Source organism: Caballeronia sp. NCF2 (assembly GCF_023631205.1).
Lineage (GTDB): Bacteria > Pseudomonadota > Gammaproteobacteria > Burkholderiales > Burkholderiaceae > Caballeronia > Caballeronia zhejiangensis.
Genome location: NZ_JALQDN010000079.1, coordinates 1 through 25,665, shown reverse-complemented (window position 1 = coordinate 25,665; position 25,665 = coordinate 1). Strand labels below are relative to the sequence as shown.

Sequence of the window (25,665 nt, the reverse complement as noted above, 5' to 3'; positions counted from 1 at the left end):
GCATGACTCTCGCTGAACAACTCGCGCGCAAGACCGTGCTCGCGCCCGGCGTTTATGACGCGCTATCCGCGCTGGTCGCCGAGCAGGCCGGTTTCGATGCGCTGTATTTGTCGGGCGCGTCGATTGCCTATGCCAGGCTGGGGCGCTCAGACGTCGGACTCACAACCTACACGGAAGTCGCGGATACGCTTGCGCGTATTACCGAGCGCGTGACGCTGCCTATCATCGTCGATGGCGACACGGGCTTCGGCAATGCGCTCAATATGAAGCGCACGGTGCGCGGCTTCGAACGCGCGGGCGCCGCGATGATCCAGCTCGAAGATCAGACCTTCCCGAAGCGTTGCGGTCATCTGGACGGCAAGAGCGTGGTTCCCGTCGGGGAAATGTGCGGCAAGCTGCGCGCCGCGCTCGATGCACGCCAGAACCGGGACACGTTGATCCTCGCCCGCACCGACGCGCTCGCGATGGAAGGCCTGGATGCCGCGCTCGACCGCGCCGAACGCTACCTTGAAACGGGCGTCGATGCGCTCTTCATCGAAGCGCTGCGCTCGGCTGAACAGATGGATGCGGCGTGTGCGCGTTTCGCCTCCCGCGTGCCGTTGCTCGCCAACATGGTTGAAGGCGGCAAGACGCCGGTGCAAAGCGCCGATGCGCTCGCGGCGCGCGGCTTTCGCATCGTGATCTTTCCGGGCGGCGCGGCGCGAGCCGTCGCGCATACGCTGCAGGGCTTCTACGGCAGCCTGCGCGAGCATCGCACGACTGCGCCGTGGAAAGAGCGCATGGCCGACTTCGACGAGCTCAACGCGATCATCGGCACGCCGGCATTGATGGAAGACGCGCGGCGCTACGAGTAACTCAGCGCAGCCACGCGAAAGCCGCAAGCGCGATCATGACCGTAATCGCGCCGCCGATGCGCGTCGCGATCTGCACGAACGGCATCAGTTCCATGCGATTGGCGGCGGTCAGAATCGCCACGTCGCCGGTGCCGCCCAGTCCGCTATGCGTCGCGTTGACGATGGCGGCTTCGACCGGATACAGCCCCAGGCGGCGCGCGACAAGAAAGCCCGTCAGAGTGAGCGTGAGCACCGTCGATACGGCCGTCACGATGTTGACCCAATGAAACGCGGTAACGATTTCTCCCCACGGCGTCATGGCGACGCTGATCGCGAACATGAGCGGATAGGTGACGGCGGTCGAGAAGAAGCCGTACATGAAGCGCGCTCCGCCTCGCACGCGCGGCGACACAAGCTGGAAATACTGTGCGGCGACGACGAGCACGAGCATCACCACGGGCGTCGGCCAGTCGAAATACTGATGACTCAGGACGCCGACCAGATACAGCGCGATGGCGGTGGCGCCCGCGGCGGCGACCGAGCTCACGTCGAACTCGAACGACGGCGACTGCGCGTCCGTCATGTCGTCGCGAGCTTGCGCCACGGTGAGACGTCCCTTGCCCGTGAGATGCGGACGCCGCGCGCCGAGATAGTTCAGCACGCCCGCGCAGCCGATGGCCGCGATATTGCCGAGCATCACCGCGGAGAGTACCTGCGCGAACAGCGGCCCTTGCTCAACGCCGAGAATCTGCGCGTATCCTGCCGAGAGCGGCAACGCGCCTTCGCCCATGCCGCCCGCCATGATCGGCACGACGACCATGAAAAGCGCGTGTTTCACGTCGAGCCCGAGCAGCATGCCAATAGCCGTTCCGACGACAGCGGCCGCCACGGAGCCGCTCGCCACAGGCACGAAAATGCGCACGAAGCCCTTCACGAGCGTCTGCCGGTCCATGCTCAGCACGCTGCCGACGATGATCGCGGCGATGAACAGATACAGAAAGTTCGACTGCTTCGTGAAGGTCGTCACGGCCTTCGTGACCGGCGCGGGCATGAGCTGGTAATAGACCAGCATTGAAGGCAGGAAGGCCGCGAAGATCGACGTCGCCCCGATATGCCGGATCCACGGAATGCGCTTTGCAAGCTCGGCGCAGGTGAAACCGCCCACCGTCACGAGCGCGATGCCCGTGGGCAGATCGGAGGCGAGCTTGCCGTGCGCGCTCATCGCGGCAAGCACGGCGATAAGCACCGCATAGACCGGTAGCGGAAGCGCGCCGATGCGCACATCGAAAACGCGCCACCAGCGCGCTTTCAGGCCCGTGCTCTCGGTGTCTTTCTGGTCTTCGTCGAGTGGGCGGGAAGCGGATCTCATCGGTTCGTCTCCGATCATCGCGCTTCAGATGAAGATCAGCAAGGCTGCGCCGTACACGATCGCACCGACCGCGAAAGTCATCACCGTGAAGCCGAGGACGCGCTGCACGCCGACGCCCGCCATCGCGACGACGGGCGCGGCCCAGAACGGCTGCATCATATTGGATACCTGTTCGCCCATCGCGACAGCCATCGTCGTCGCGGGAACGGAGGCGTGCAGCGCGACGGCTGCGGGCACGACGAACGGCCCCTGCACGGCCCAGTGTCCGCCTCCGCTCGGGATGAAGAACGTGACGATGACCGAGCACACGTAGCTCCAGAACGGCAGCGTGTGCGCATTCGAGATCGCAATGAAGAAGTGCGAGATCACATCGGGCAGGCCGGTCACGTCCATCATGCCCATGATGGCGCCGTAGAGCGGGTACTGAAGCATCATCGAGCCCGTCAGCTTCGCGGCGTTCTTGATCGCGTCCGCATAGGCGAGCGGATAGCCGTGCAGAATCACACCGGCGATGAACATCACGAAGATCACCACATTCACGCCTGAAAACGCGATGTGCTGAAAATGCGTCAACACGATCAGCGCAATGCCGACCGCACCGATAAACGCGCTGCCAATCCACGAATGCTCGATCCAGCGCGCGAAGCTCAGTTTGCCGTCGGGCTTCTTGCGCAGCGGTGTGTCCGGATGCTGCTTGTTGTAGAGTACGACGGCAACTTCGTCGCGCGGCCTGAGCCAGGCGAGCGCGAAGGGTATGGCAATCAGCATGACGAGCGTCGGCACGAGGTTGAAGCGCGTGAATACGGTTTCGCCGAAGGGCAGCACGGCGCCCGTCAGCTTCTGCACCACATTCATCGAGCTGCCCGGCGTCGATTGCGCGAGCGCGATGGAACTCGAAATGCCGCTCGCCCACACGACCCAGCCCGAAAAGCCCGCCGCGACGTTCCACGCGAAATCCACTCGGATGCGCTTCGCCACTTCGCGCGCGAGCAAGGCGGCGACGACGAGACCCATGCCCCAGTTGAAGAACGAGGTCAGCGCGACGAGCACGAAAGTGAGTGCGCCAGCCTGCGCGGGCGTGCGCGCGACGGACACCAGCGCGCGGAACATGCGCTGCACCGGCGGAGCGTGCGCGAACGCATGACCCGTGACGAGCACGAGCGTCATCTGAAACGCGAACGTGAAGATGTCGAAGAAGCCCTTGTACCAGCCGCCGATCAATTTCGGCACCGAAGCATGCGGCGCGAAGATCAACGACAGCACGGCGACGATCGCGGTGATCAGGATCGCGAGCACGAACGGGTCGGGAATGGTGCGCTCGAAGAGGCGGATGATTGCTTCCGCGAAGCGCGTCTTGCGCACGGGTGTCGGCGCGGCGGCGGGTTTCATGCGGTGTCTCCAGAATGTCTTTTTTCTTTTAGATTGCGAAGCCGTAAAGGACGGCGGGATTGGTCACGAGAATGCGCTCGCGCGTCGCCTCGTCCTCGGCCCATTCGGCGAGCAGGTCGAGCAGGAACGCGTCGTCGGGCTTGTGCCTCTCCGTCACGTGCGGCCAATCGCTGCCCCACACGAGGCGCTCGGACACAGCATGCACCCAGGCGCGAGCCATCGGCGTGATGTCGGCGTAGCGGCTTCCCATACCTAACGACGAGTCGAGGTAAGGACCGGAGAGCTTGATCCACGCGCGCCCCGCATCGGCGAGACGGCGCACGATGTCGAACGCTGCATGCTGCACGCCGTCTTGCGTCGGCAGGCGCGCGCGATGATCGAAGACCATCTCCGCGGGAAGACGATGCACGAGCGCCTCGTGATCGACGATCTGCTCCGCTGTCCAGTGAAGCTGCACATGCCAGCCGAGTTCCGCGACGCGCGCGGCCAGCGGTTCCACCATGTCGAAGCCGACCGCCGCGTTCTTCGCTGTGTAGAGCGTGAAGCGGATGCCGCGAATGCCGCCCTCGTTTAACGCATCCAGTTCGTCGTCGGTGACATCGGGATTGAGCACCGCGACACCGCGCGCGTTTTCGATGCCGAGTTGACGGATGGCGTCAACGGTCACGGCATTGTCTGTGCCGTACACGCGCGGCGTGACGATCACCACGCGTTCGGTGCCGATTTTCGCCTGTACCTTGCGATACGCGGCGACGTCGGCATTCTCGACGAAGACCGGGTGCTCGCCCGGCTTCAGGAACGCGCGGTCATAGATGTGAATGTGAGAATCGCATTTCATCGCCAAGGCTCCGCTCAGAGCGCCGCGCGCTTCGCACGCAGCGCTTCGATGGCATCGTCGCCTAGGCCGGCTTCGCGCAGCAACGCATCGGTATGCTGGCCGAAAGCGGGCGCAGCGAACGGTTCGGGCAGCGGCGTCGCGGAAAAGCACGCCGGGTGCTTGAATCCGCGATACGCGCCCACGCCCGGACAGTCGAAGCGCGAGACCATGTCTTCGGCAAGCACTTGCGGATCGTCGAACATGTCCTCGACGCTGCGCGCGGCGGCGCACGGCACGGCATCGCCGAAATGCGCTTCCCATTCGAGCGCCGTGCGCTGGGCAAGCGCCGCGTGCAGCTTCGGCACGATCTCGTCGCGATGCACGGCGCGCTTGCGCACGCTGTCGTAGCGTTCGTCCCTGGCGAGCGCGTCGAGACCGGTCAGCGCGCACAGCGACTTCCAGAATTGCGGCGTGTTCGCGGAGATGTAGAGGTAGCCCTCACGCGTCGGGTGAATGCCGGTGATGCCGCCGGAACGCATGTCTCGGCCGACGTTCTTCGTTTCGCTGTCGGCCCAGATCATGCGCGCCGATTGCATCGCGAGCGCGCTGCGCAGCAGCGACACGCCGACGTATTGCCCTGCGCCCGTTTTCTCGCGCGCGAACAGCGCCGACGACACACTTGATGCGACCAGCGCCGCCGCGTAGTAATCGACGACGGAGCCATAGACGACCTCGGGCGGACCGCCGACCGGACCTTGCAGCGTGCATATGCCCGTCATGGTTTGCAGCACCTGGTCGTAGCCCGCTTTGTCCTTGTTCGGACCCGTTTCGCCATAGCCCGTCACCGCGCAGTAGATGAGGCGCGGGTTGATCTCGCGCAACTGCTCGTAGGCAATGCCGAGCCGCGCCGGCACGCTCGGCCGGAAGTTATGCACGAGCACATCGGTTTCTTTTACGAGCGCGACCAGCACGTCCAGACCTTCCGTCTGCTTGAGATCGAGCACGAGCCCGCGCTTTCCGCGATTCACGCCGAGAAACGCACGGCTTTCCGCTTCGAGCGTCGACGGATATTTGCGCAGGTTGTCTCCTGCGGGCGGTTCGATCTTGATGACTTCCGCGCCCTGATCCGCAAGCAGCGTGCAGCCATAAGGCCCGGCGATATAGGCGCTCAGGTCGAGCACGCGCACGCCCGAAAGCGGCCCGCCGCGTCCGGCGTTCTGTTCCATGAAACCTTCTCCTGTCAAATGTTCGCCGAAGCGCGCTGTGCTTCCGAAAGCAGCCCGAGCCGCGCTGCGTCCGCGACCAGTGCACGGGCCCGCTCGACGAAGGGCGGATCGATCATCTTTCCATCGACGACATATGCGCCGATGCCGTTGGCATCCGCATCGCGCGCGGCTTCGACCACGCGCACCGCATGCGCGATGTCGTCATCGGATGGCCGGAACACGTCGTTGGCGATGGCGATTTGGCTCGGATGAATGCAGCTCTTGCCGATGAAACCGAACGCGCGCGCCATCTGCGCCTCGGCGCGAAAGCCGTCGCTGTCCTTGATGTTGGCGAAGGCGGTGTCGTAGGCGAAGACGTTCGCTTCACCCGCCGCGATGCGCAGCGCGAACATCGCCTGCTGGATCGCGGCCGTTTCGCGGCGCGCGATTGAAAGCGGCTCGAAGAGATCGCCGAGACCGAGCTGCAAACCGGCGACGCGCGGGTGCGCAAGCGCGAGTTCCGCCGCGATGCGCAGCGCGCGCGGCGACTCCACATTGAGCAAGAGGCCGATCGGCGTGGTGACGCCGTTCGCGCGCTCGGCGGCATCGAGGGCGGCGGCGGCCGCGAGCACGTCGTCCGCATGCTCGGGCTTCGGCAGATTGATCAGCGACACGCCGTTGCGCGCAACGGCATCGATATCGGCAGCGAAATGCGGCGTCGAGAGCGCGTTGACGCGCACGATGAGCGTCTTGTCGCTCGCGAGTGCGTCGTCGGTGGCGAGTAACACGCGCAAATCGGCGCGCGCCTGCGGCTTGCGCTCTGGCGAGACGGCGTCTTCGAGATCGAAGGAAAGGGCGTCGGCGGCGCTCGCGAGCGCCTTGGCGAACAGTTCCGGACGCGAGGCCGGCACGAAAAGCTTGCTTCGCATATGTCTCCCTGATTATTTGATATGCCGACCAGTCTACGGACGCGAACGTTTTAGATAAACTATGTGCGGCTATCTTCAACGTTAAGAAAAGGTATCCGATGGATACAGCGTTTTTGTCCAATCTGCTGCTCGTCGTCGATACCGGATCCATGGCGGAAGCCGCGCGCCGCGTCGGCGTGACGCCGGCGGCCATCGCGCAGCAAATGTCGGCGCTCGAACGCGAGCTTGGCATCGCGCTTTTCGTGCGCTCCGGCCGCACGGTCATTCCGACCGAGGCAGGGGACCGCGTGATCGAGCGCGCGCGCGGCCTGGTGGCCAATTTCGCGGATCTGAAGGCACGGGCGCTGGAAGGGGAAGCGATGGGCGAATTGCGCATTGGCACCATTACAACGGCGCTATTGAGCCTGCTGCCAGATGTGCTCGCCAATTTCGCTCGCGAGTTTCCGCGCGCGAAGCTGCTGATTCGCGCGGGCACCTCGATGGAGCTTTACGACACGCTGCAGCGCGGCGATCTCGATGTCGCGATCTGCCTGCATCCCGCGTTCGCGCTGCCGAAGGCCTACGACTGGCATCTGCTGCGTGAGGAGCCGCTGGTCGTGCTGGCGCCCGCGCGGCTTGCGCACGAAGATCCGCATGAACTGCTGCGGCGCGAGCCGTACATCCGTTATGACCGGACGCTCGGCGGCGGCAAGCAGGCTGACCTGTACTTGAAAGCGGCGCGCATCGTGCCGCGCGAGTTATTCGAGCTAAACGCACTGATGGCGATCGCGATGATGGTCGATCGCGGGCTGGGCGTGTCGCTCGTGCCGGATATCGTCTCGCCGATGACTTCGGCGCTTTCCATCGCGCGGCTCGCGCTGCCCGTTCAGACGGAAGCTCGCCGTTTTGGCGTCGTGTGGCAACGGGCGTCACCGCGAGCGCGGCTGATCATGGGCTTGTTGCGGTGCGCGGATGAGGCGGTCGCGGACAGTCTGACGCTGGGGAAGTAGCGGATACGGACCGTTATTGATTGTGTTGTCCGCGCACCGTCCGTCGTTGCCTTCGCTTTGACGATCGTTGAGACTTGCAGTTTGAACTCGGCGCTGGAGAGGGGCTGAGCAATTGAGGACGATCTTGCCTCGTGGGTCGCGCGGGAGGTCAAGGGCGACCTGCTCTGCGCAGGCTACTTCTTCGTCGAGGGTTGCAAAGAAGCGCACGAGGATGTAGCGTTCCCGATTGTCCACGCGGTCGCTGCTATCAGCGAGCATTTCGGCGTCGACGCCGCGACGTTGGACCGCGCGCTTGAACCTGCGAACGTCGCCGCGCTCAGTTCCGCGAGAGACGCGGAACTGGCTTCGTTCCTTAAGGACCATCCGGAAATGCTAGCCGGCGCCGAAGCATTCCGTGAAAAGCACGGCAACTTGCAGGCGGCGTTGGCGGCGGAACTGGCCCTAGAGTTGGAAGGGGAAGTAAAGCACTAGCACGGTGTCGCCCAGCCCTCTGTCAAAGCCGTTGCTCTCACGCTGAACCGGCAAAATGCGATGCGCTCGTCGAGGCTCGGGCGACAAGACCCGACGAAGAGGAATTTCATCCGGATCTTAGAGCAACGGCAACTATTAGGATGATTTAATACACGATCACTGATATTGAGAACGCCATCAACTACTGGCGATCGCGGCAGGCGGCGACGGATGACTTCGCTGTCTGCCCACGAGCGAGAGTACTGGCGGACGTGTATGGGACGATGATCTACTATCAACGAGAGCGCGTCGAAGCGAGAAACCTGACGCCAAAACAAAATGAAGCGATAGGTCTGGCGCTCGCCCAGAAGGAACTTTTTTGATCCCGTCGAGGAGGCGCAAACATGTTAAACGCCAATAGCGCCGTTGTGTGGGTCGACGCGGTGGCCGGCGGTGGACGCGTCGAGATCTATTCGCGAGAGGTATCGAAGGCGGACGCGCTGCGCATGTTTGCTTCAGCCAGCAGCGACACGCGAGCGTTCGAAGAAGACCTTAACGACTGGTTGCAACGGAGATAATCGGCGACGTTCTGTACGCGGGCTATTTCTGCCCTAAGCGCAAAGGCTTAGACGAGGAAAAGCAAGTGTCGTTCGCGCTTGTACATGCATGCGAGGCAATCAGCGAGCATTTCTGCATTGACGCGGGAATCCTCGAATGCGCGTTGAGGCCCGAGAATTTGGCTGAGTTAGCCGCCGCCCGGGATGCAGAGGTTGCGTCTCTGGGGCTAGGCATCGACGGCATCCCGTGGTAGATCGCCTCGCCCAACCTCTTGCCCGTATTGCGGGCAGCCGTGCATGGATAATGGTCGGGACTGTCGTTGTTCAAAGTAGAACAGACGCTGGCAAGTTCGGGCGCGGTCAGAAGCCCCGACGGTCGGTCAAATTCCCCCATGTATGGTCACTTCAAAATCCCCCAGTTAACGACCGCCGGCTGAGCGGTCATTAGCGGTGCTGCAGGACAGTTATTGTCGTCTCCTTCAGAGAAGAAGGAGACTCGGGAGTGAATGTCTTGAAGCAGCATCTGCAAAGCGCGATATTCACGCTGCTTGAGCGCGGCGTGAGCCAGCACAGGATCCACGAGCTCACGGGTATCGATCGCAAGACGATTCGCCGCTATCAAGCGCTGTATGAGGCGCGGCGGGCGGATGGCGCAAAATCCTCCACCGCCGCGACCACCGGCTCCGGCGATCCGGAGGTCGCGCAAAATCCTCCTCTCCCGCGACCGCCGGCTCCAGGCGACCGTCAGAAGCAGGGCCGTGAACGTCCCCGGGTCGGATTCAGGTACCAGCCTGACAACGAAGCAGCAATGTACCGGTCATCTTGACGCATCGCCGTGCATGGCTGCGACACTGGCGACCCAGGACGGCGGGTCGATCGCCAACTCGCGCCGTGCACTGAGCCAGTTACGAGGTTGAGCCGTGGAGAAGCAGTGGTCCAGCTCTAGATTGTTTCGATGCGTGCTTCGCCCGGTGCCGGTGGAGCGGCCGCCTACCCACTTTCTGGTCGGGCCAAACAAGCATCTCCGTGACGCATCATTTTCCGGCTCCCCGGGGCCCTCAAAGCCATGCTTCAAGCCGAAAACACCCGGGAGCGGCGGTTTCGGCGGTTGACCGTCACCGTCGAATCTATTTAGAATCTGGTACAAGCAGATCGACGCCGACTATCGAGTCGCGGGCTTCGACACTGCGCGAGGTTAAACCGACGGGAGACAGCGTGGAATCCAAATTCAGATGGAAGGTAATGGGGTTGATGTTTCTGATCGCGGCGGTCAGCTATCTAGATCGCGCGAACTTGGCTGTTGCCGCGCCGGTAATTCGAGCTCAAATGCACTTTACCTCCGGCGAGATGGGTTTCATTCTTAGCGCTTTCACTTTCGCTTATGCGGCCGCCCAAGTTCCAGCAGCGTTTGTGGCCAATCTACTCGGGCCACGTCGATGCTTTTTTTTCTTCATGTGGCTGTGGTGTATCTTGCTGGTGGCGACGACGACAGCAACAACCTTCGGGAGTTGGCTGGGTTTTCGCATACCTTTTGGCGCCGCGGAGGCCGTCAGTTGGCCCGCACTTGCCTTCCTTATGAGTAAGTGGTTCCCGCGGATCGAGTACCCTCAAGTGTCGTCCATTCAGAACCTCGGTCTTGTAATCGGCTCCGCTGTTGCGCCGCCTCTTGTGTCCGCCATCATCGTAAAGGCACACTGGCAAGCTGCTTTCGTTGCAACCGGACTGATGGCCGCGGCGTTGGGCACGTGGATATGGTTCTATCTGCAAGATGACCCAGATAATGACTCTAGAGTGTCGAAGAATGAGCTTGACTGGATTTATCACGATAGGCTCGTGGGAGTGAACGCCTCTCTTCCTCCGGGCTTCTGGAGGCTGCTTGCGACGAGGCCTTCGGTGTGGGCTTGTGCTCTGTCCTGCTTCGGGCTAAACCTGATTAATTTTCTCTTCCTCTCTTGGTATCCAACTTATCTCACCGATACCTACCAGATGTCGATGTCCAAAATGGGCGTCTTAGCGGCGCAACCGTACCTATTTGCGATCGTTTCGGTTGTGGGTGCGGGTTGGCTTGTCAGGCGGCTTGTTGAACGCGGGAGGACTATTGAGAATGCGACGCGACGAGTCATATTTAGCGGCTTGTTGTTCGGCACTGTCTGTTTGTTTCTCGCCGTAAGTGCAAAGAACCTCTACCTTTCTGTGACCGCCATGTCACTTGGTTACGCCTTTGTGATGTCCATCTTGGGTCCGATGTGGGCGATGGCGCCGGAAATTGGTGGCCAGAGCGGCGCGAGCGTTGTCTGCTCGATCATGAATTCTCTGGGACTTCTTGGTGGGATTGTGTCGCCCTTAACCATGGGTTATTCGTTTCAATGGTTCAGGTCATATACTCCAGCGATAATCTGTTCCGCCGTCGCAACCATGGTGTGCGCACTGGTCTTCTTGCTCCTGTTTCGATCAGGACGTGATCGCCAGATCGTGGACGAATTTCTCGCGGATCCGATATTGCCTCGCGACGTCTTGCACGTCACGTAGAGTAGTCGCGGCGATCGGGCCAGTCCACCGCATGAAAATGCTGCCTTTTTTGACCGAACGCGCTGCTAAGGCCGACCTCTGGTTTTCTGGTTTGACCAGATGTAAAATCACCTTGTTAGTCCCCGCCGTCTCGATACAGCGGCGGGAGTCTGCGTTCAAAGAACTTGGTGAATGAATGCTGGAAAATGTCCGACAATTGGTGCGCCTCATTCAAGAGCGCGGTTTCGAGCCGGGTGACAAGCTGCCCTCCGAACGTGAAATGGTCGAGCTGTTTGGTATGAGCAGAGGCGCGCTGCGGGAAGCATTAATTCGGCTCGACACGCTCCGCGTTATCGATGCGCGGCCCAAGTCGGGAATCTATCTGCGGGAGGGGTCCGCTGAACGCAGTATTGAAGCAATGGTTCTTTTCGCCGAAGCCGATGCGCCTCTGATGCCCGATGAGGTAATTCAGGCGGTAGAGCTGCGACGTCTTCTGGAAGTCCAGGCAGTAAGACTAGCGTGTGAGCGTCGAACAGACTCCGATCTCGAACGGCTGTCGAGCATTGTGAAGCGTTGCGCCGATGCCCGAGGCGATCATAAAGCGCTTGCAGCACTCGATGCGGACTTTCATTTAGCTATCGTTTCTGCGACCCAAAACGAGGTATTCGTTCGCTTTGTGAACGTCTTCTATCTGATGTCCAGGAAAAGGCGCGAGATCTATTTCTCGGCGGATGAACACCGACGGAATTCAATTAGCGATCATCGCAAGCTCCTCGCGGCAATCGCTGCTCGCGATGCAGATGCTGGCGAGGCCCTCCTTCGGCAGCACATCAAGGGCGTTGACGTCTATTTTCGAAATCTCTTCGCGATGTCGGCGGATACTGCACATCCAAACAGCGAATCGGAGGGAAAACGTAAGCACCCGCAAAAAGCGGGTGATAGCCCTAAGCGAAAGGCGCATGCTGTCTAACCAGCGGGTATGACGGCGTTGGAGCCTGCTCGAAATAAGGCTCTTGAACCAAGCTCTGCAACACGAACAGATTAAAAAGCCTCCGCTCTAGTAAGGCACGCGGCGCAATGAGTTCGAGCACGTGTCGAGCTGCGAACGACCGTCGAGCTCTCCTTTGACATCGCCTCAGCAAAGTCCACATTGCAAACCTACGAGACGTGTGAGGGCCTCAAAAAACATCAACTCTGCGACCTGATAGGACCTGTTCAACGTCCGCCGCGACCGAGTGGAGCCCTGCCAGTACCAAATTCCACGCGTGGTTACCGACGAACCACTCGTGAAACTGCGGCGGAAGGGCTTGCACCCGCTGGAAATCGCCAACTTTTCGCAGCCACACCCGGAAGCGGTCTTCGCCGTTGCCGGTGAGCCTCGAGCCCTGGATATTGGCGTTGCCGATGCGATTCGCGCTATGAACTGAGTAGGCGAAATCAGCAGCGATGAATCCGCCGCCAACATTGAGCTTCATCGATACAGCTTCTTCAACACAATCATTGCGGAGTCGTCGCCGCTCAGGTCGTGGTCGAACGAAAATGCGAACGGATAGAGGAGCTTTGGCACCGCTGTTGGCCTCTAACGAGGTGTGTGCGATTACCAGACCGTCTGCGATCGGCTCACGAATGACACGGTATCGGGTACTCATTTTGGCCGATCCTTACTGCTTGATGGCGATGACATAGGCGGTCTAGACGGGCCGGATACTCGGCCAGATGTGCATGATCAGCGCGGTCGCGTCTCTTCAATGAATCGCTCGAGCAGGCGCTTCAGTTGTTTGGCGTTGCGCTGGCCGAGCGCGTCCTCGATTGCGGCATGATGCGCGTCCACGCCGGGTTGAAGGCGGTCCAGTAACGTGATGCCCCGGTCCGTGATGTAGACGAGCACCTTGCGGCTGTCGGCGTCGTCGGCGGCGCGCAGCACGAGTCCACGACTTACGAGCTTGTCTACATTCTTAGTGAGCGCGGGCAGGTTCATCAGTACAAGTTCGGCGAGCTCGCTCATCGAATGGCCGGCTTCATCCGACACCGCGTGCAGGATACGCCAGTGCTCTTCATTGACGCCCTCCTCAGCGGTGAGTTGTGCGAGGCCCAACTTCATCTGCCGGTGCGCGGACGCGATGAGCCAGGCGAGGTAAGAAGACAGATCGGATTCCGGCATGGTAGATGCTTTGGCTAGGGCGAACGAATCAAATCTTACCCAATTAAATTTTCTTCGGAAAGTATCGGTGCACCGGAGACGTCGGCTCCGGCAAGTGATGGTGCGTGCGCGCCATGCTTTGGTGCATTCCGAACCATCTCGACCCGGCGGCGGACCATTCGATGAAGCATCGCAACCGGCTCTGCCGCTCCAGGCAGGAGTTGACCATCGCATTGTGCGTCCCCCTGGGCGGTTCCGCCGGTTTGTGGGGACCTTGCGCGCTTGCATCGGCGCAACTCGCCGTGGACGAACTCAACGCCGCAGCGGGCATTGCAGGGCGCCCCTGCCGGCTGCTCACCATCAACGCGGGCGACGACGCACGCGATCTTCAGTCCGCGCTCGACGCGCTGATCGCAGACGATGCTATCGACGCCCTGGTCGGCATGCACACGAGCGCGGTGCGGCTCGATCTCATCAGGGCCGTCGCCGGCCAGCTCCCATTCGTCTATACGCCGCTGTACGAAGGAGGCGAGCGCACGCCGGGTGTATTCGCCATCGGCGAGACCACGGGCCGGCAGCTTCATCCAGCCATTCACTGGCTGCATGCGCGGCACCGGCCGAAGCGCTGGTTCTTTGTCGGCAACGATTATGTGTGGCCACGCGCGACGCATCGGCTCGCGCATCGCATCGTCGACGATGCGGGCGGCCGGGTCGTTGGCGAGCGCCTCGTGCCGTTTGGCACGGGCGATTACAGCGAGATTCTCGACACGATCCGTAAGCATCGTGCGGATGCGGTACTGCTGTCGCTGATCGGTCAGGATACGATCGAGTTCAACCGCGCGTTCGGCGAAGCAGGTCTGGCGGGGAGCATCCTGCGTCTCTCGTGTGCACTGGGCGAGAACGAACTGCTCGGTATAGGCGCGCGCAACACAGCTTCGCTTTATGTTGCATCGGGTTATTTTGCGTCGTTGCGAACCGATGCGAATCTCGCTTTCAAGGAGCGCTATCGCGGGCGCTACGGCGCACGCGCGCCGACGCTTGACACCTTCGGCCAGTCCACTTATGAGGGGGTGCATTTTCTTGCTGCGCTCATCGACGATGCAAAGCGCCGTCGCCTCTCTTGCGATGCCGGTCTCGCGCAATTCGGCATCGCGCCGCTGGCGTACCGCAGCGCGCGGGATGCGGCTTATGCAGGCGGCCGCGTGAATCGCGTACCGATCTATCTTGCGCGTGCAGAAGGACACCATTTCGAAGTGATCTCGCGGATGTGAGGCGATCGACGCCGATGTGTCTTCATGTTCCCATCTAGTTTCCACGGAAAATAAATAGTTGACGTGGAAAATATGTGTTCCTACCATGGTTCGCAGATCGGGGCCTTGCCTTGCGGCGCACCCCGGTTACCTTCGACGCGCGTCGCTTGAACACGGGAGCACAGGCGCGCGTCCGTTATGAATCCGTTCGAGTGAGGAAGAGTCATGGCAGTGAAACGTCCCACGCCGGCCCAGCTTGACCAAGTCGCCTCCAGTCTCGGCATGCATCTGTCCGAGGAGCAACTCGCCACTTATCACACGCTGTTGCAGGCGAATTTCGACGCCTACGATGTGATCGATTCCCTCCCGGACTACCTTCCGCGCGTGACGTATCCGCGCACGCCTGGCTACCGCCCCTCGGCCGAGGAGAATCGCTACGGCGCGTGGTATGTGAAGACCGAAGTCAAGGGCGCGCCGACCGGCAAGCTCGCGGGCAAGTCCGTAGCGCTTAAGGACAACGTGTGCCTCGCGGGCGTGCCGATGATGAACGGCGCATCCACGCTCGAAGGCTACGTGCCCGATGTCGACGCCACCATCGTCACGCGCCTGCTCGATGCTGGCGCGACTATCGTCGGGAAGGCGACGTGCGAATACTTCTGCTTCTCGGGCGGCTCGCATACCAGTTCGCCGACACCGGTGCACAACCCGCGCAAGATAGGTTACTCGGCGGGCGGATCGTCATCGGGCAGCGCAGCGCTCGTGGCCTCCGGCGAAGTCGACCTCGCCATCGGCGGCGATCAGGGCGGCTCGATTCGAATGCCTGCTTCGTATTGCGGCATCTACGGCATGAAGGCCACGCATGGCCTCGTGCCTTACACGGGCGTCATGCCGATCGAACTGACGATCGATCACACCGGGCCGATGACCGCCAACGTGACTGACAACGCGCTGATGCTGGAAGTGCTGGCCGGCCCCGATGGGCTGGATCCGCGTCAGCATGCGGGGCAGGTCGCGAAGCCTTATTCGGAGCTGATGAAGGAAGGCGTTCGCGGCCTGCGCATCGGCGTGGTGAAGGAAGGTTTCGGCTGGCCGCAATCGCTCGAAGTGTCGGACGCGAAGGTGCGCGCTGCTGCCGATCATCTCGCCGAACTCGGCGCGAAGGTCAGCGAGGTTTCAATACCGATGCATCGGATCGGCCCGGCGATCTGGATGCCTATCGCTGCCGAGGGCGCCACGCAGCAGATGATGAAGAACAACGGCCACGGCTTCAACTGGAAGGGTCTGTACGTGACCGGCTTGGTCGATTATCACGCCGGATGGCGCGAGCGCGCGGACGAACTGTCGGAAACGCTCAAAATCACGATGGTGCTCGGCGAGTACTTCATCCAACATTATCGCGGTCATTTCTATGCGAAGTCGCAGAACCTGTCGCGTCAGCTCCAAGCAGCGTACGACGCCGCCTTCGCCGACTGCGATCTTCTGTTGATGCCCACGCTTCCGCTCGTCGCCACGCCGCTGCCGAAGCCGGGCGCGAGCGTGGAAGAGGTCATCGCGCGCGCGTTCGAGATGCTGCCGAACACGTGTCCCTTCGATTGCACCGGCCATCCCGCCATGAGTGTGCCATGCGGCATGGTGGATGGCCTGCCCGTCGGCATGATGCTGGTTGGCAAGCACTGGGACGAAGCCACGATCTATCGCGGCGCCTACGCATTCGAGCAATCCGTCGACTGGATGAAGCTCTGAATCATCGCTGTGAACGGAATGCTCCGCGCTTTCTCTCGCCTCTCTTTTCGGAACTCAATATGGACCGACGTTCGTTTCTGAAGTCGTCCGCGGCATCGGTAACCGCGGGCATGGCGGGATTGTTCCCGTTCATCGCCGAAGCCGCCGACGAAATCCTCGTCGGCGGCATCACCGATCAGTCGGGTGGTCTCGACATCTACGGCAAGCCAATGGCGGATTGCCTGAGTATCGCCGTCGAGGAATGGAATGCGCAGGGCGGTCTGCTCGGCAAGCAGATCAAGCTGCTCAACTACGATCCGCAGTCGAGCATGCAGCTTTACACACAGTTCGCGCAGCAGTCGGCGCTGAAAGACAAGGTTGCGGTCGTGCATGGCGGCATCACGTCCGCTTCCCGAGAAGTCATGCGGCCGGTGCTGGACCGTTATCGCACGCTCTATTTCTACAACACGCAATACGAAGGCGGCGTGTGCGACCGGAATACGTTCTGCACGGGCGTCACGCCGGGGCAGACCGTCGCCAAGCTGATTCCCTATGCAATGAAGCAGTGGGGCAAGAAAGTCTACGTCGTCGCGGCCGACTACAATTATGGGCAGATTACTTCGCAATGGGTGAAGAAGTTCGTTCAGGACAACGGCGGCTCGGTGACGTCCATCGACTTCTTTCCGCTCGATGTCACCAACTTCGGCTCGACCATCTCCAAGATCGAAGCGGCCAAGCCAGACATGCTCGTGTCCGCGCTCGTCGGCGGGTCGCATGTCTCGTTCTACCGGCAATGGGCGGCGGCAGGCTTGCACAAGAAGATTCCGCTCGCCTCGACGACCTTCGCCGGCGGCAACGAGCAGATCATTCTGTCGCCGGAGGAATGCGACGGCTTCCTCGTGTCATACAACTACTTCGAAAACCTCGACAACCCGGTCAACAGGGCATTCAAGGAGCGCTTTCACAAGCGCTTCGGTGCGAACTACCCGAACATCACCGAGCTTGCGATGGGCACGTATCAGGGCTTCAATCTCTGGGCGCAGGGTGTCAAGAAGGCGGGCGCCATCGAACGCACGAAGGTTATTGAGGCGCTCGAATCCGGTATCAGCATCGATGCGCCGAGCGGAAAGGTGTCCATCGATCCGGCCACACATCATTGCGTGCTCAATGTCAGCATCGCGCAGGTAAAGAATCACAAGCTCGAGATCGTGCAGACGTTCCAGAATCAGCCGCCGGTCGACACGAGCGCGGTATGCAATCTCATCAAGAACCCGCGCGACAACCAGCAGTATGTGATCAAACTGTGAGGCGCGCCGTGCGCCGTCATTCAGAGGGGCGACGATGGATCTGATCGCTATCATCCTGATACAAGTGCTTTATGCGGTAGCAAGCCTAGTCGTGATCTCGTCGGGCCTCGCGGTCATCTTCGGCATGATGAAGGTGATCAATCTGGCGCATGGCGAATTCATGATGCTGGGCGCCTACGCTGCGATCGCGGCGATCCGGTTTGGGGTGAATCTGTGGATCGCGATTCTCGTCGTCGCGCCGTGCGTGGTCGCGATCATCGGGGTAATACTGGAGCGCGTGGTCATCCGGCGTCTGTATGGCCGCATGATCGACACCATGCTCGCGACATGGGGCCTCTCGTTGCTGCTCATCGGCATCGTCACGTCAATCGCTGGCAACACAACGGCGGGCATCTCCGCGCCGCTCGGTAACTTCGCCATCGGAAGCTATTCGGTCAGCAGTTATACGCTGGTCATCATCACGGTGGCGGTTTTGATTGGCGTGGCGCTGCGTGGCGTGCTGCTGCATACGTCCCTCGGGCTTATCGCGCGGGGCACCATGCAGAACCCGCAAATGGCCGATGCGCTCGGCATCGCGCCGGGCCGCGTGTACTCGATCACCTTCGCTGTCGGCGCGGCGTTGTCGGGTCTCGCGGGCGGCCTGCTCGCGCCTATGACCGGTGTGGTCCCCACGATGGGCGGCGCCTTCGTGGCGAAAGCGTTCATTACGGTGATCGGCGGCGGCCCGGCGATCGTGGCTGGACTCGTCAGTTCGTCGGCGCTGTTCGGTGCCATCAACCAGATCGCGACGTTCGCTTCAACTCCTGTGTTCGGTGAAGTGGCGTTGCTCATCGGCGCAATCGTCATGCTGCGGCTGCTGCCACGCGGTATCACCGGCCGCTTCTTCAAGGGAGCGTTGTAATGATGCCCGTTAAGGCAAGCCGCGCCATCCCCGTGCACGACGCGCTCTCGCGTTTCTCCAAGTCGTGGAAGAGCGCTGCGGTTTCGCTCGCTATCGGCCTCGTCATGCTGATCGTGTTGCCGCGCGTGCTCGATGACTTCTCGCTCGTTCAGGCCACGGTCTACGCCGTCATGGCGATCCTCGCACTGAGCCTCGGCTTCGTGTGGGGCTTCGGGGGCATCCTGTGCTTTGGCCAGTCGGCGTTCTTCGGTCTCGGCGCCTATACGTATGCCATCGCCGTGACGAACATGGGCGACAGCACCGTGCCGTTCATGCTTGCGATCATGCTGCCTGCGGCGTTCGCGGCGGTGCTCGGCTATCTGATTTTCTACGGGCGTCTGTCGGACGTGTACATGGGCGTCATCACGCTCACCGTCACGCTGATTCTCTTCAACGTGATTAATTCGACCGCCGGTCCCGAATGGAAGATCGGCAACGCGCCGCTCGGCGGTTTCAACGGCATTCCGAACATTGCACCGCTCAACACGCCCGGCAATATCGACGATGTCATCAGCCCGCGCGGCCTGTTCGAATTGTCGCTCGGCGCGCTGCTCGGGGTGTACCTGCTGTTGCGCGTACTGATCGCGTTCAAGATCGGGCGGGTGATCGTGGCGAGCAAGGAGAACGAACAGCGGCTCTTGCTGCTCGGCTACGACTCACGCCTCTACAAGCTCTTCACCTTCGTGCTGGGCGCGGCCATCGCCGGCCTGGCGGGGTGTCTCTTTGCGAACTGGGGGGCATTCACGAGTCCAGGCATCTTTGGACTCGCGCAGTCTGCGCAGATCATCATCTGGGTGATCGTCGGCGGGCTGGGCACGCTCGTCGGGCCGGTTGTCGGATGCGTGGCCATCCAATGGCTCACCACGCAGATCGGCACGCAGCAGACCGTCAACTCCAATCTGGTGCTCGGCGCGATCCTCGTCGTGTTCGTGCTGATGGTGCCCAAGGGCATTGTCCCCAGCATCGGCGATATCGGCATGAAGCTGTTCGGTGCGGCACGGCGCAAGCGGACCGCGTCGAACACGGCGCGTGAGGCGAACGAGCAGCGCGAGACGCACAAGGGAGCCGCATGACGACGCCCCTGCTAGAAACGCGGCAACTGAATGTCCGCTTTGGCGGTGTCCATGCGACGCGCGATATCAACTTCTCGCTGGCGGAAGCGGAACTGCGCTGCGTTATCGGCCCGAACGGCGCAGGAAAGAGCACGTTCTTCAAGCTGCTGACGGGTCAGGTCAGACCGACATCGGGAGAGATTCTCTTTCGCGGCAACAATATCGCGGGCATGCAGCCGCACGAGCCGGCGCGTCTCGGCATCGGCATCAAGACGCAGGTGCCGAGTCTCTTCAACGGGCTGTCCGTATGGGAAAACGTCTGGCTCGCGGCGCGGCGCGTGAATACGCCCAGGCAAACCGAACGTGTAACGCGCGAGGTCTTGGAGCGCGTCGGCATGCTGTCGCATCGCGATGCGATTACCGGGCTGCTGGCGCACGGCGAACGGCAGTGGGTGGAGTTGGCCGTCGTCATTGCAGCGGACCCGCCGCTCATTCTCCTCGACGAACCCGCTGCCGGTATGAGCGATGCGGAAGTTGCGCGCACGGCGGACCTCATCCTAGAAATCAACCGGCGGCATGCGCTCGTCGTGGTGGAGCACGACATGAGTTTCATCCGACGCATCGCCAAGACGGTGACGGTGCTGCATCAGGGCGCGATCGTTCGCGAAGATACGCCCGAGCGGATTATGAACGATCCGTTCATTCAGCAGATCTATCTCGGCAAAAAGCCGCACTGAAGGGGAGTCGCGATGCTCGATGCAACAGGCCTGTGCGCCGGATACGGTGCGATACCGGTGCTCTTCAACGTCACGCTGACGGCGGGCAGCGGGGAGTCCGTCGGCATCCTGGGGCACAACGGCATGGGCAAGACGACACTGCTGCGCACGCTGATCGGCGCGTTGCCGGCGACCGCGGGCACGCTGAAGTTCAAAGGTGAGGACATAACCAGGCTGCCGCCGCACGCACGTGCCTGGCGCGGCATGGCCTATGTGCCGCAGGGGCGCGAGATTTTTCCGACGCTCACGGCCTACGACAATCTGCGGCTCGGACTCGTCAAGACCGGCCGCAAGCCCGACGATGCGCTGGGCGCGCTGCTCGAAGACTTTCCGCGTCTCAAGCCCTTGCTGGACCGCGCCGGAGGATCGCTGTCGGGCGGCGAGCAGCAATTGCTCGCACTCGCGCGTGCGCTCGCGGGGGAGCCGTCGCTGTTGCTGCTCGACGAACCGACGGAAGGCATCCAGCCTTCTATCATCGAGGAGATCGGAGAAACCCTCGTCGCGTTACGCGAAAGGCGCGGCCTTACCATCGTGCTCGTCGAGCAGAATCTCGACTTCATTGCGGCCGTGTCGCAGCGCGTGCTGGTCATCCGGCGAGGTCGGCTCGTCGGTGAAATTCCGCACGAACATCTGCTGGATGTTGACAAGATCGCCGAATATACAGGCGTCGCAGCCTAGCTCCCGAAGCACAGCGATTGTCTGCAGCGGGCGGCTGTCCTTTCAGATGAGGAGCGCCTTCGACGTGGCGCAGTAAGCGCACCTGGCGTGCGATCTGATTGCATGCAAGGGCTCAGTGCCGATCGGCTGCGCACCGGCAATCAATATCGGGAGAAGCCGCTCGGCCTTCACGCGTTGACGTCAACGAACGTCATGCGCTGACCGAGAGCGTTGTAGGGGTAGGCCCAACGATTGTTCTCGAGCGTGAGCCAGAACTCGGCCGGCGAAAGCGTCGAGAAGTCTCGGACAAGAACGACAGGAACGCGCTTAACGTCCGCCCGCCAAAGCGCGGCCGCGACATGGTGGTGGTCGATGGCATACGCGTCGCCTCTCGGACCATATACAATCGGAACAGGCTTCTCCGCGATGGCCATTTCAAGTTCGTGACCCTTGAGCTTCCGATAAGTCTCGGCTTTTTTCAAAACTTCTCGTAAGCCATGCGTCAGTTGGGTTGGACGGAGCTGATCGATTTTTAGCGTCTTCATCATGTCCTCCAATCTAGTACTCCGGGTTCCGCTGGGTAGCAACTTGCGTCCGGATCGCCTGTGCATGCAGGGACGCAAACTTCGCGCCATAGGGACACGGCACTCGCCACGCTTTCGGCACGGTTATCCTTCTGCAGTCGCATCGGCATGTGGGAACAACTGTGCGTCGGCAACATTGTCCGGAGGCGTGCGCTGACGCGGCCGAGTGGCGCGCTCGTCAAAAATTAGTCATCATTGTCTAACCCGGTTTGATGATCATTCTGCTTACCAGCCGGTTAGGTCCGTCAGCGGTATAACTCGCCCTGCTCGCGCCTTGCTCATAATAGCGGCGCATCGCGATGTCGCCGGGACGACCAGTGCGCTTGCGCCGTCGTTATCAGACAGGCCAGTGCGCATGGTGCAGCGGCTACGGCGCGCTCGATCTGTATCACGGGCGCGTTTACTCACACGAGGATCGTCGATGCCCTTCCATCTATTGTTGGGCAGATACTTTTCGAGTGACGGCGTCCCGCGGGTCTTCAAATGGTGTTAGAAGCGGCCGCTTGTTTCTAGCGCCCACGCAACTGGAGGCGTCGTTTCGCATCGCCCGGCGCCGTAGTGGAAACAAACTTGGAGCAATCCGGGGACGCTCGCTGACGGCACAGTGGTGAACCAGTTTCTCATCGGACGCTGCACGCCTTCGTCAGCCAATGCGTCGTACGGGTAGGCGGCATCCCTCATGTTCACTGCCAGCCTTTCCACTGCACATCTCAAGACAGCGGATCGCTCACCGGAGGGGTGCAATCTACACAGTGCCTTCATGATCCGATTGCGCTCCGCCGCGCAACGCGCTGTAAGCAGGAGCATTTGCTGGAAAACGAAGTACAACGGCGCCCGTGAATCCTCCGGAAGCCGAGTGAGAAGCGGGAGAAGAGGGGGACTACCTCTGCTCCAACTCGTCGCGCCCACCATTACGCAAGCAAGGCGTGCCCACTCGCGCTTCGAAAGACCGAGCACTGCGCCTTCGGCCCTCGTGGACGCCAGTTCAATGACCTCTTCAAAGCTCTTTGCTCCCTTGGCTCGGTTCGCTTTGACGGACATCACCATGAGATTGCCGAGCGCATAGGCTCCGTTATTGTTGATCCTATCGACCGACCAGTCGCTTTCGGTCAAGGCGGCATGCGTCATGGAGATCAGCGTGATCGGACACATGGCGCAGTCGATCTTTCTTAAGTAGGCAGGAGTGACTTCCCGGTCGAGAATCCGGCGGCGTCGAAATGCGTTGAGCCGAAGTTGCAACCATTTCGACACGAAGCGATCGGGCAAATGCTGCGGAACGCGAAAATGCTCACGACCTGCCCGGTATCCGGCCAGTAGGCTCTGTTCGCTGGACGCGCGATCCAATGCACGGCCAAATCGAGCGAAATCCCAACCAATTTCGAATCCGGTTTCCGCAACGTCGATAGTTTGCATCGCGCTGGCCCCAAGGCAGTTCGGCCCGAAAAACTATCTAAGCTGAGACCGTTACGCGACCGTGCAGCTCAGAAACCCCGCCAAAGCGTTCAGCAATGAAGGTGCCGCCTCTCAAGCGTGTTGACGGCGACGGCTACTAGTGGCGCGACAACGATCTGTGCTCAGCATCTCGGGCAGAACGCTTCCGCAAAGAAGTTCGCGCCAGTGGCTTGAACGCATTGCGACTACTTTCGACGAGCGTTCGATCCGTCCGCCCGTCCGAAGACGGCTTGCGCCCTTCAAAGCCGCCAGTGCGTCAGAAGCTGTGCTCGCTATGTGATCGCCGGTACCGCTTCGATCAACGCCACACCTATTAATGCGCCCACCACTGCGCTGACAATCTTGGGGTGCCAGCCGTCGAGATGCAAGGCGTTCAGGAGCGCGCCGAAAAGGACGATACCGAGCAGCGCAGAAACGACGATCAGGTAGCCAATCTCGAAATCGCTGTTAATCAACATAGCCCCTCCTGTTCTTTGTGACGCAACCTAAATATATCACGATGTGATATAAGAGTGGAAGACGGATCGCCGTGTTGACCCAGCTGATATTTACCGCCCCATGTCGACCGAGCTACGGCCGGGCGTTCAATATTGTCGTAGTTGACGCGACTAATCCTCTGAAGGGTGCGCAGGTCTGCAGACGATCTTCGTCGTGGGATGGCAGCGATGGCCGTCACGCGTGTCACGACACTGCGACGGACGGGCGCTGTATCGCTCAGCCTGAAAGAGGTCCGGCGCTCCACAGTTGGGATTCAGTTACCGCTATTAGCGGCCTACACGCCGACGAGTACGAGGTAAATATGTCGACCCTCATTTTTGCAAGATGGCGAGCGCTTCTCCACAGTGCGGTTTTCCGCTTTCGTTTCCGGTATCCGCGCATCAGAAACGCCTTCACGTCACCGAATCCGAGAGGCCGGAGTGATGCGCTTCTTGAGCAACTGGAACAGCAAGCACGCTTCCGGATGCTTTTGGACATGAGGTGCGCACAGGTCATGCACGCGCCCGTAACGACCATCACTGCAGATGCGACCATTCACCAGGCACGCGCATTACTGGATAAAACGGGGTATAAACTGCTTCCTGTGACTGATCGCGAAGGGCGGCTTGTCGGTGTCGTTACGCGGGAAGATTTTTCGCCGCCTAAGCGCGACCTTCGCGTTACCTCTGAACTCAAGGAAGACCGGCCGGGCGGCGAGTTAGAAGACAAAGGGCAACGGGTTCAGACGGTCATGCAATCAGACGTCAGTACAGTCGATGTCGATACACCCATCTCCGAGGTGATTCCGCGCTTCATGGCAAACGGACATCATCACATTCCTGTCGTACGCAATGACGCGGAGTTGGTCGGAATGCTCACTCAGTCCGATCTGCTCTTGGCCGTCTGCGGCGGGCGATGAAGCTCGGTGATCGAAAACGGTCGCAAACCGGACACCTTGGCTGATGGCCGGCGCTCCGTTTTTTAGTCGTGCCGTGTGTTCATAGTAATGAAGACGTCCAATTGCTCTTCACAATAGCTCAGTGTCCGCATCGTCGTTGACTTGACGCGCTCAAGGCGCAAAGGCCACCGCCGGGGTGGATGAAAATGATGAGACTTTTACTACTTCGGGAAATCCTGCTGGCCGTCGCGGTCATTGCAGTCTACCTGCTGCCTGCGATCCTCGCGGATCGGACCAAACGACATTCAGTTCTTCCGCTCGCATTGTTCAACGTGCTACTGGGATGGACGATTGTAGGCTGGTTCGCGGCGCTCTATTGGGCGTTACACCCAGACAGCCCGATCCGGTTGAAAAACATGGAATCTGACAATCGGCGCGCAGAGGCGAAGGCCACGATAGATTCACTCGTATCCCGCGCGCGCATTCGCAGTCGTTCCCGGTAACTCGCCGCACAGAAAGGGACGCGCCCCGGCACGGAGGTGGGGCACTTATCGCATGTCAATCGACGCCAACCCTCCAGTGTCGTCATGTTGCGAGGCTTCGCGGTCGTTCTCTTCTCCAAGTACCGTAGGGCAAGCGCTTCCAACCCTGCGGCGCAATCTTTCGCCAGGAAACCGGGATGCAGATCGATACCCGGCTGCAAAAAAGGAGGCAAGGAATACGGAGCATCGCAGTATCGCGCGTCGGGCGCCAAGGGTTCCGGTGTTTAAAACTCGCCCGGCGCATGATTAGGCGTTACTGCGCCGACTATGTGTGTGGACCGAGCTCCGAGAGATGCGCAACTTTGCGTCGCCTGCTGCCGGCGTTGACCTTTTGACCGCCCTTAGCTATGGGCACGACGATTGCGAGCACGAAGGCGTCTGCTCCGTTCCCGTCTCTCTCGGGGAGCGTGGACTTTAGGCCCGCCCTTCGAGAGTGGGCTCTTTTTTGAGCGTATGTCCGGCAAAGCCGAACAAGGTAGGCTGAAGTATTGGCCGGTTGACGCGCGCCGTAGCCGCCGCCGCTGCTGCGGACAATGTCGAGGAAGTCATCGACCGGCCACATTCGAGCGAAAGAATAGTATTGCGCATTGATCATGCGACGGAGCAGATTAGCACCACACGAAAGTATCCGCGGTCGCCTCGCATAAGCAAGCTCCAGCACATGGTCATCAGTCATGGCCTGCGATTTGAAGTTGCGGCTGACGCAGCAGGGAGTCGCCGCGCCGCTACGGTCGCGCCACGGTAAGCTGCGTATTTCGGACGAAGGTGACCGGCCGTTTCGGGATCGTGACCGGCGATTTCGGCAACGTGACCGGCCGTTTC

26 protein-coding genes are annotated in these 25,665 nt (G+C 61.0%); 16 read left to right on the top strand and 10 right to left on the bottom strand.

Annotated elements, in window-relative coordinates; translation table 11 throughout:
• The first annotated feature begins 2 nt into the window (after positions 1-2).
• Positions 3-854, top strand: a complete 852-nt coding sequence (locus tag NCS02_RS30765) for an isocitrate lyase/PEP mutase family protein (RefSeq protein WP_250520612.1) — start codon at positions 3-5, stop codon at positions 852-854.
• A gap of 1 nt (position 855) precedes the next feature.
• Here NCS02_RS30765 and NCS02_RS30760 read toward each other — a convergent pair whose 3' ends face one another.
• Genes NCS02_RS30760 through NCS02_RS30740 form a run of 5 tightly spaced genes read right to left on the bottom strand, consistent with a single transcriptional unit; the run spans position 856 to position 6,542 of the window.
• Positions 856-2,202, bottom strand: a complete 1,347-nt coding sequence (locus NCS02_RS30760) for a 2-hydroxycarboxylate transporter family protein (protein WP_250520611.1) — start codon at positions 2,200-2,202, stop codon at positions 856-858.
• Positions 2,203-2,226: 24 nt separating this feature from the next.
• Complete coding sequence (locus NCS02_RS30755) at positions 2,227-3,591, bottom strand: short-chain fatty acid transporter (RefSeq protein ID WP_250520610.1); 1,365 nt, start codon at positions 3,589-3,591, stop codon at positions 2,227-2,229.
• A 28-nt stretch (positions 3,592-3,619) separates the two neighbouring features.
• Positions 3,620-4,429, bottom strand: a complete 810-nt coding sequence (locus tag NCS02_RS30750; protein ID WP_250520609.1) for an amidohydrolase family protein — start codon at positions 4,427-4,429, stop codon at positions 3,620-3,622.
• 14 nt (positions 4,430-4,443) lie between these two features.
• Complete coding sequence (locus NCS02_RS30745; RefSeq protein WP_250520608.1) at positions 4,444-5,634, bottom strand: CaiB/BaiF CoA transferase family protein; 1,191 nt, start codon at positions 5,632-5,634, stop codon at positions 4,444-4,446.
• Between the two features lie 14 nt (positions 5,635-5,648).
• On the bottom strand, positions 5,649-6,542 hold the full coding sequence (locus tag NCS02_RS30740) for an HpcH/HpaI aldolase/citrate lyase family protein (RefSeq protein WP_250520607.1): 894 nt from the start codon (positions 6,540-6,542) through the stop codon (positions 5,649-5,651).
• Positions 6,543-6,640: 98 nt separating this feature from the next.
• Here NCS02_RS30740 and NCS02_RS30735 point away from each other — a divergent pair, with 98 nt between their 5' ends.
• From NCS02_RS30735 to NCS02_RS30710, 6 genes are all read left to right on the top strand, one after another.
• Positions 6,641-7,531 (top strand): LysR substrate-binding domain-containing protein, encoded by an 891-nt coding sequence (locus NCS02_RS30735; protein WP_250520606.1) that lies wholly within the window; start codon positions 6,641-6,643, stop codon positions 7,529-7,531.
• A 626-nt stretch (positions 7,532-8,157) separates the two neighbouring features.
• The gene (locus NCS02_RS30730; protein ID WP_350029917.1) at positions 8,158-8,364 is read left to right on the top strand and encodes a DUF3717 domain-containing protein; all 207 of its coding nucleotides are present in this window, start codon (positions 8,158-8,160) and stop codon (positions 8,362-8,364) included.
• A gap of 21 nt (positions 8,365-8,385) precedes the next feature.
• Positions 8,386-8,559, top strand: a complete 174-nt coding sequence (locus tag NCS02_RS30725) for a hypothetical protein (RefSeq protein WP_250520605.1) — start codon at positions 8,386-8,388, stop codon at positions 8,557-8,559.
• 490 nt (positions 8,560-9,049) lie between these two features.
• Positions 9,050-9,364, top strand: a complete 315-nt coding sequence (locus NCS02_RS30720; protein WP_284504487.1) for a hypothetical protein — start codon at positions 9,050-9,052, stop codon at positions 9,362-9,364.
• A gap of 389 nt (positions 9,365-9,753) precedes the next feature.
• Positions 9,754-11,067, top strand: a complete 1,314-nt coding sequence (locus NCS02_RS30715; RefSeq protein ID WP_250520604.1) for an MFS transporter — start codon at positions 9,754-9,756, stop codon at positions 11,065-11,067.
• A 175-nt stretch (positions 11,068-11,242) separates the two neighbouring features.
• A complete protein-coding gene (locus NCS02_RS30710) occupies positions 11,243-12,016 on the top strand; it encodes a FadR/GntR family transcriptional regulator (RefSeq protein ID WP_250520603.1) in 774 nt (257 codons plus the stop codon).
• Positions 12,017-12,224: 208 nt separating this feature from the next.
• Here the strand turns inward: NCS02_RS30710 and NCS02_RS30705 are convergent, their stop codons facing one another.
• Positions 12,225-12,521, bottom strand: a complete 297-nt coding sequence (locus NCS02_RS30705) for a hypothetical protein (RefSeq protein ID WP_250520602.1) — start codon at positions 12,519-12,521, stop codon at positions 12,225-12,227.
• Positions 12,522-12,772: 251 nt separating this feature from the next.
• Positions 12,773-13,207, bottom strand: a complete 435-nt coding sequence (locus NCS02_RS30700; RefSeq protein WP_250520601.1) for a MarR family winged helix-turn-helix transcriptional regulator — start codon at positions 13,205-13,207, stop codon at positions 12,773-12,775.
• A gap of 161 nt (positions 13,208-13,368) precedes the next feature.
• Here NCS02_RS30700 and NCS02_RS30695 point away from each other — a divergent pair, with 161 nt between their 5' ends.
• The 7 genes from NCS02_RS30695 to NCS02_RS30665 all read left to right on the top strand — a co-directional run bounded on the left by NCS02_RS30695 (position 13,369) and on the right by NCS02_RS30665 (position 20,911).
• Positions 13,369-14,457 (top strand): substrate-binding domain-containing protein, encoded by a 1,089-nt coding sequence (locus tag NCS02_RS30695; RefSeq protein ID WP_250520600.1) that lies wholly within the window; start codon positions 13,369-13,371, stop codon positions 14,455-14,457.
• A 204-nt stretch (positions 14,458-14,661) separates the two neighbouring features.
• On the top strand, positions 14,662-16,179 hold the full coding sequence (locus tag NCS02_RS30690) for an amidase (RefSeq protein WP_250520599.1): 1,518 nt from the start codon (positions 14,662-14,664) through the stop codon (positions 16,177-16,179).
• 59 nt (positions 16,180-16,238) lie between these two features.
• Positions 16,239-17,465, top strand: coding sequence for an urea ABC transporter substrate-binding protein (locus NCS02_RS30685; protein WP_250520598.1), 1,227 nt, complete (start codon positions 16,239-16,241; stop codon positions 17,463-17,465).
• 34 nt (positions 17,466-17,499) lie between these two features.
• Positions 17,500-18,366, top strand: a complete 867-nt coding sequence (locus NCS02_RS30680; protein WP_250520597.1) for a branched-chain amino acid ABC transporter permease — start codon at positions 17,500-17,502, stop codon at positions 18,364-18,366.
• Entirely contained in the window at positions 18,366-19,478 is a 1,113-nt protein-coding gene (locus tag NCS02_RS30675) for a branched-chain amino acid ABC transporter permease (RefSeq protein ID WP_250520596.1), read from the top strand. The genes NCS02_RS30680 and NCS02_RS30675 overlap by 1 nt, the downstream gene beginning before the upstream one ends.
• Positions 19,475-20,194 carry an ATP-binding cassette domain-containing protein gene (locus NCS02_RS30670; protein ID WP_250520595.1) on the top strand — a complete coding sequence of 240 codons (720 nt, stop codon included), beginning with the start codon at positions 19,475-19,477 and terminating at the stop codon, positions 20,192-20,194. The genes NCS02_RS30675 and NCS02_RS30670 overlap by 4 nt, the downstream gene beginning before the upstream one ends.
• A 12-nt stretch (positions 20,195-20,206) precedes the next feature.
• The gene (locus NCS02_RS30665; RefSeq protein WP_250520594.1) at positions 20,207-20,911 is read left to right on the top strand and encodes an ABC transporter ATP-binding protein; all 705 of its coding nucleotides are present in this window, start codon (positions 20,207-20,209) and stop codon (positions 20,909-20,911) included.
• A gap of 167 nt (positions 20,912-21,078) precedes the next feature.
• Here the strand turns inward: NCS02_RS30665 and NCS02_RS30660 are convergent, their stop codons facing one another.
• The 3 genes from NCS02_RS30660 to NCS02_RS30650 all read right to left on the bottom strand — a co-directional run bounded on the left by NCS02_RS30660 (position 21,079) and on the right by NCS02_RS30650 (position 23,384).
• Positions 21,079-21,438 carry a ParB/Srx family N-terminal domain-containing protein gene (locus NCS02_RS30660; protein WP_502800915.1) on the bottom strand — a complete coding sequence of 120 codons (360 nt, stop codon included), beginning with the start codon at positions 21,436-21,438 and terminating at the stop codon, positions 21,079-21,081.
• Positions 21,439-21,963: 525 nt separating this feature from the next.
• Positions 21,964-22,887 carry a hypothetical protein gene (locus tag NCS02_RS30655; RefSeq protein WP_244808670.1) on the bottom strand — a complete coding sequence of 308 codons (924 nt, stop codon included), beginning with the start codon at positions 22,885-22,887 and terminating at the stop codon, positions 21,964-21,966.
• 311 nt (positions 22,888-23,198) lie between these two features.
• A complete protein-coding gene (locus NCS02_RS30650) occupies positions 23,199-23,384 on the bottom strand; it encodes a hypothetical protein (RefSeq protein ID WP_244808669.1) in 186 nt (61 codons plus the stop codon).
• Positions 23,385-23,725: 341 nt separating this feature from the next.
• Between NCS02_RS30650 and NCS02_RS30645 the strand changes: the two genes are divergently transcribed.
• Positions 23,726-24,322, top strand: a complete 597-nt coding sequence (locus tag NCS02_RS30645) for a CBS domain-containing protein (protein WP_244808668.1) — start codon at positions 23,726-23,728, stop codon at positions 24,320-24,322.
• A 179-nt stretch (positions 24,323-24,501) separates the two neighbouring features.
• A complete protein-coding gene (locus NCS02_RS30640) occupies positions 24,502-24,804 on the top strand; it encodes a superinfection immunity protein (protein ID WP_342346288.1) in 303 nt (100 codons plus the stop codon).
• The last annotated feature ends 861 nt before the right edge of the window (positions 24,805-25,665 follow it).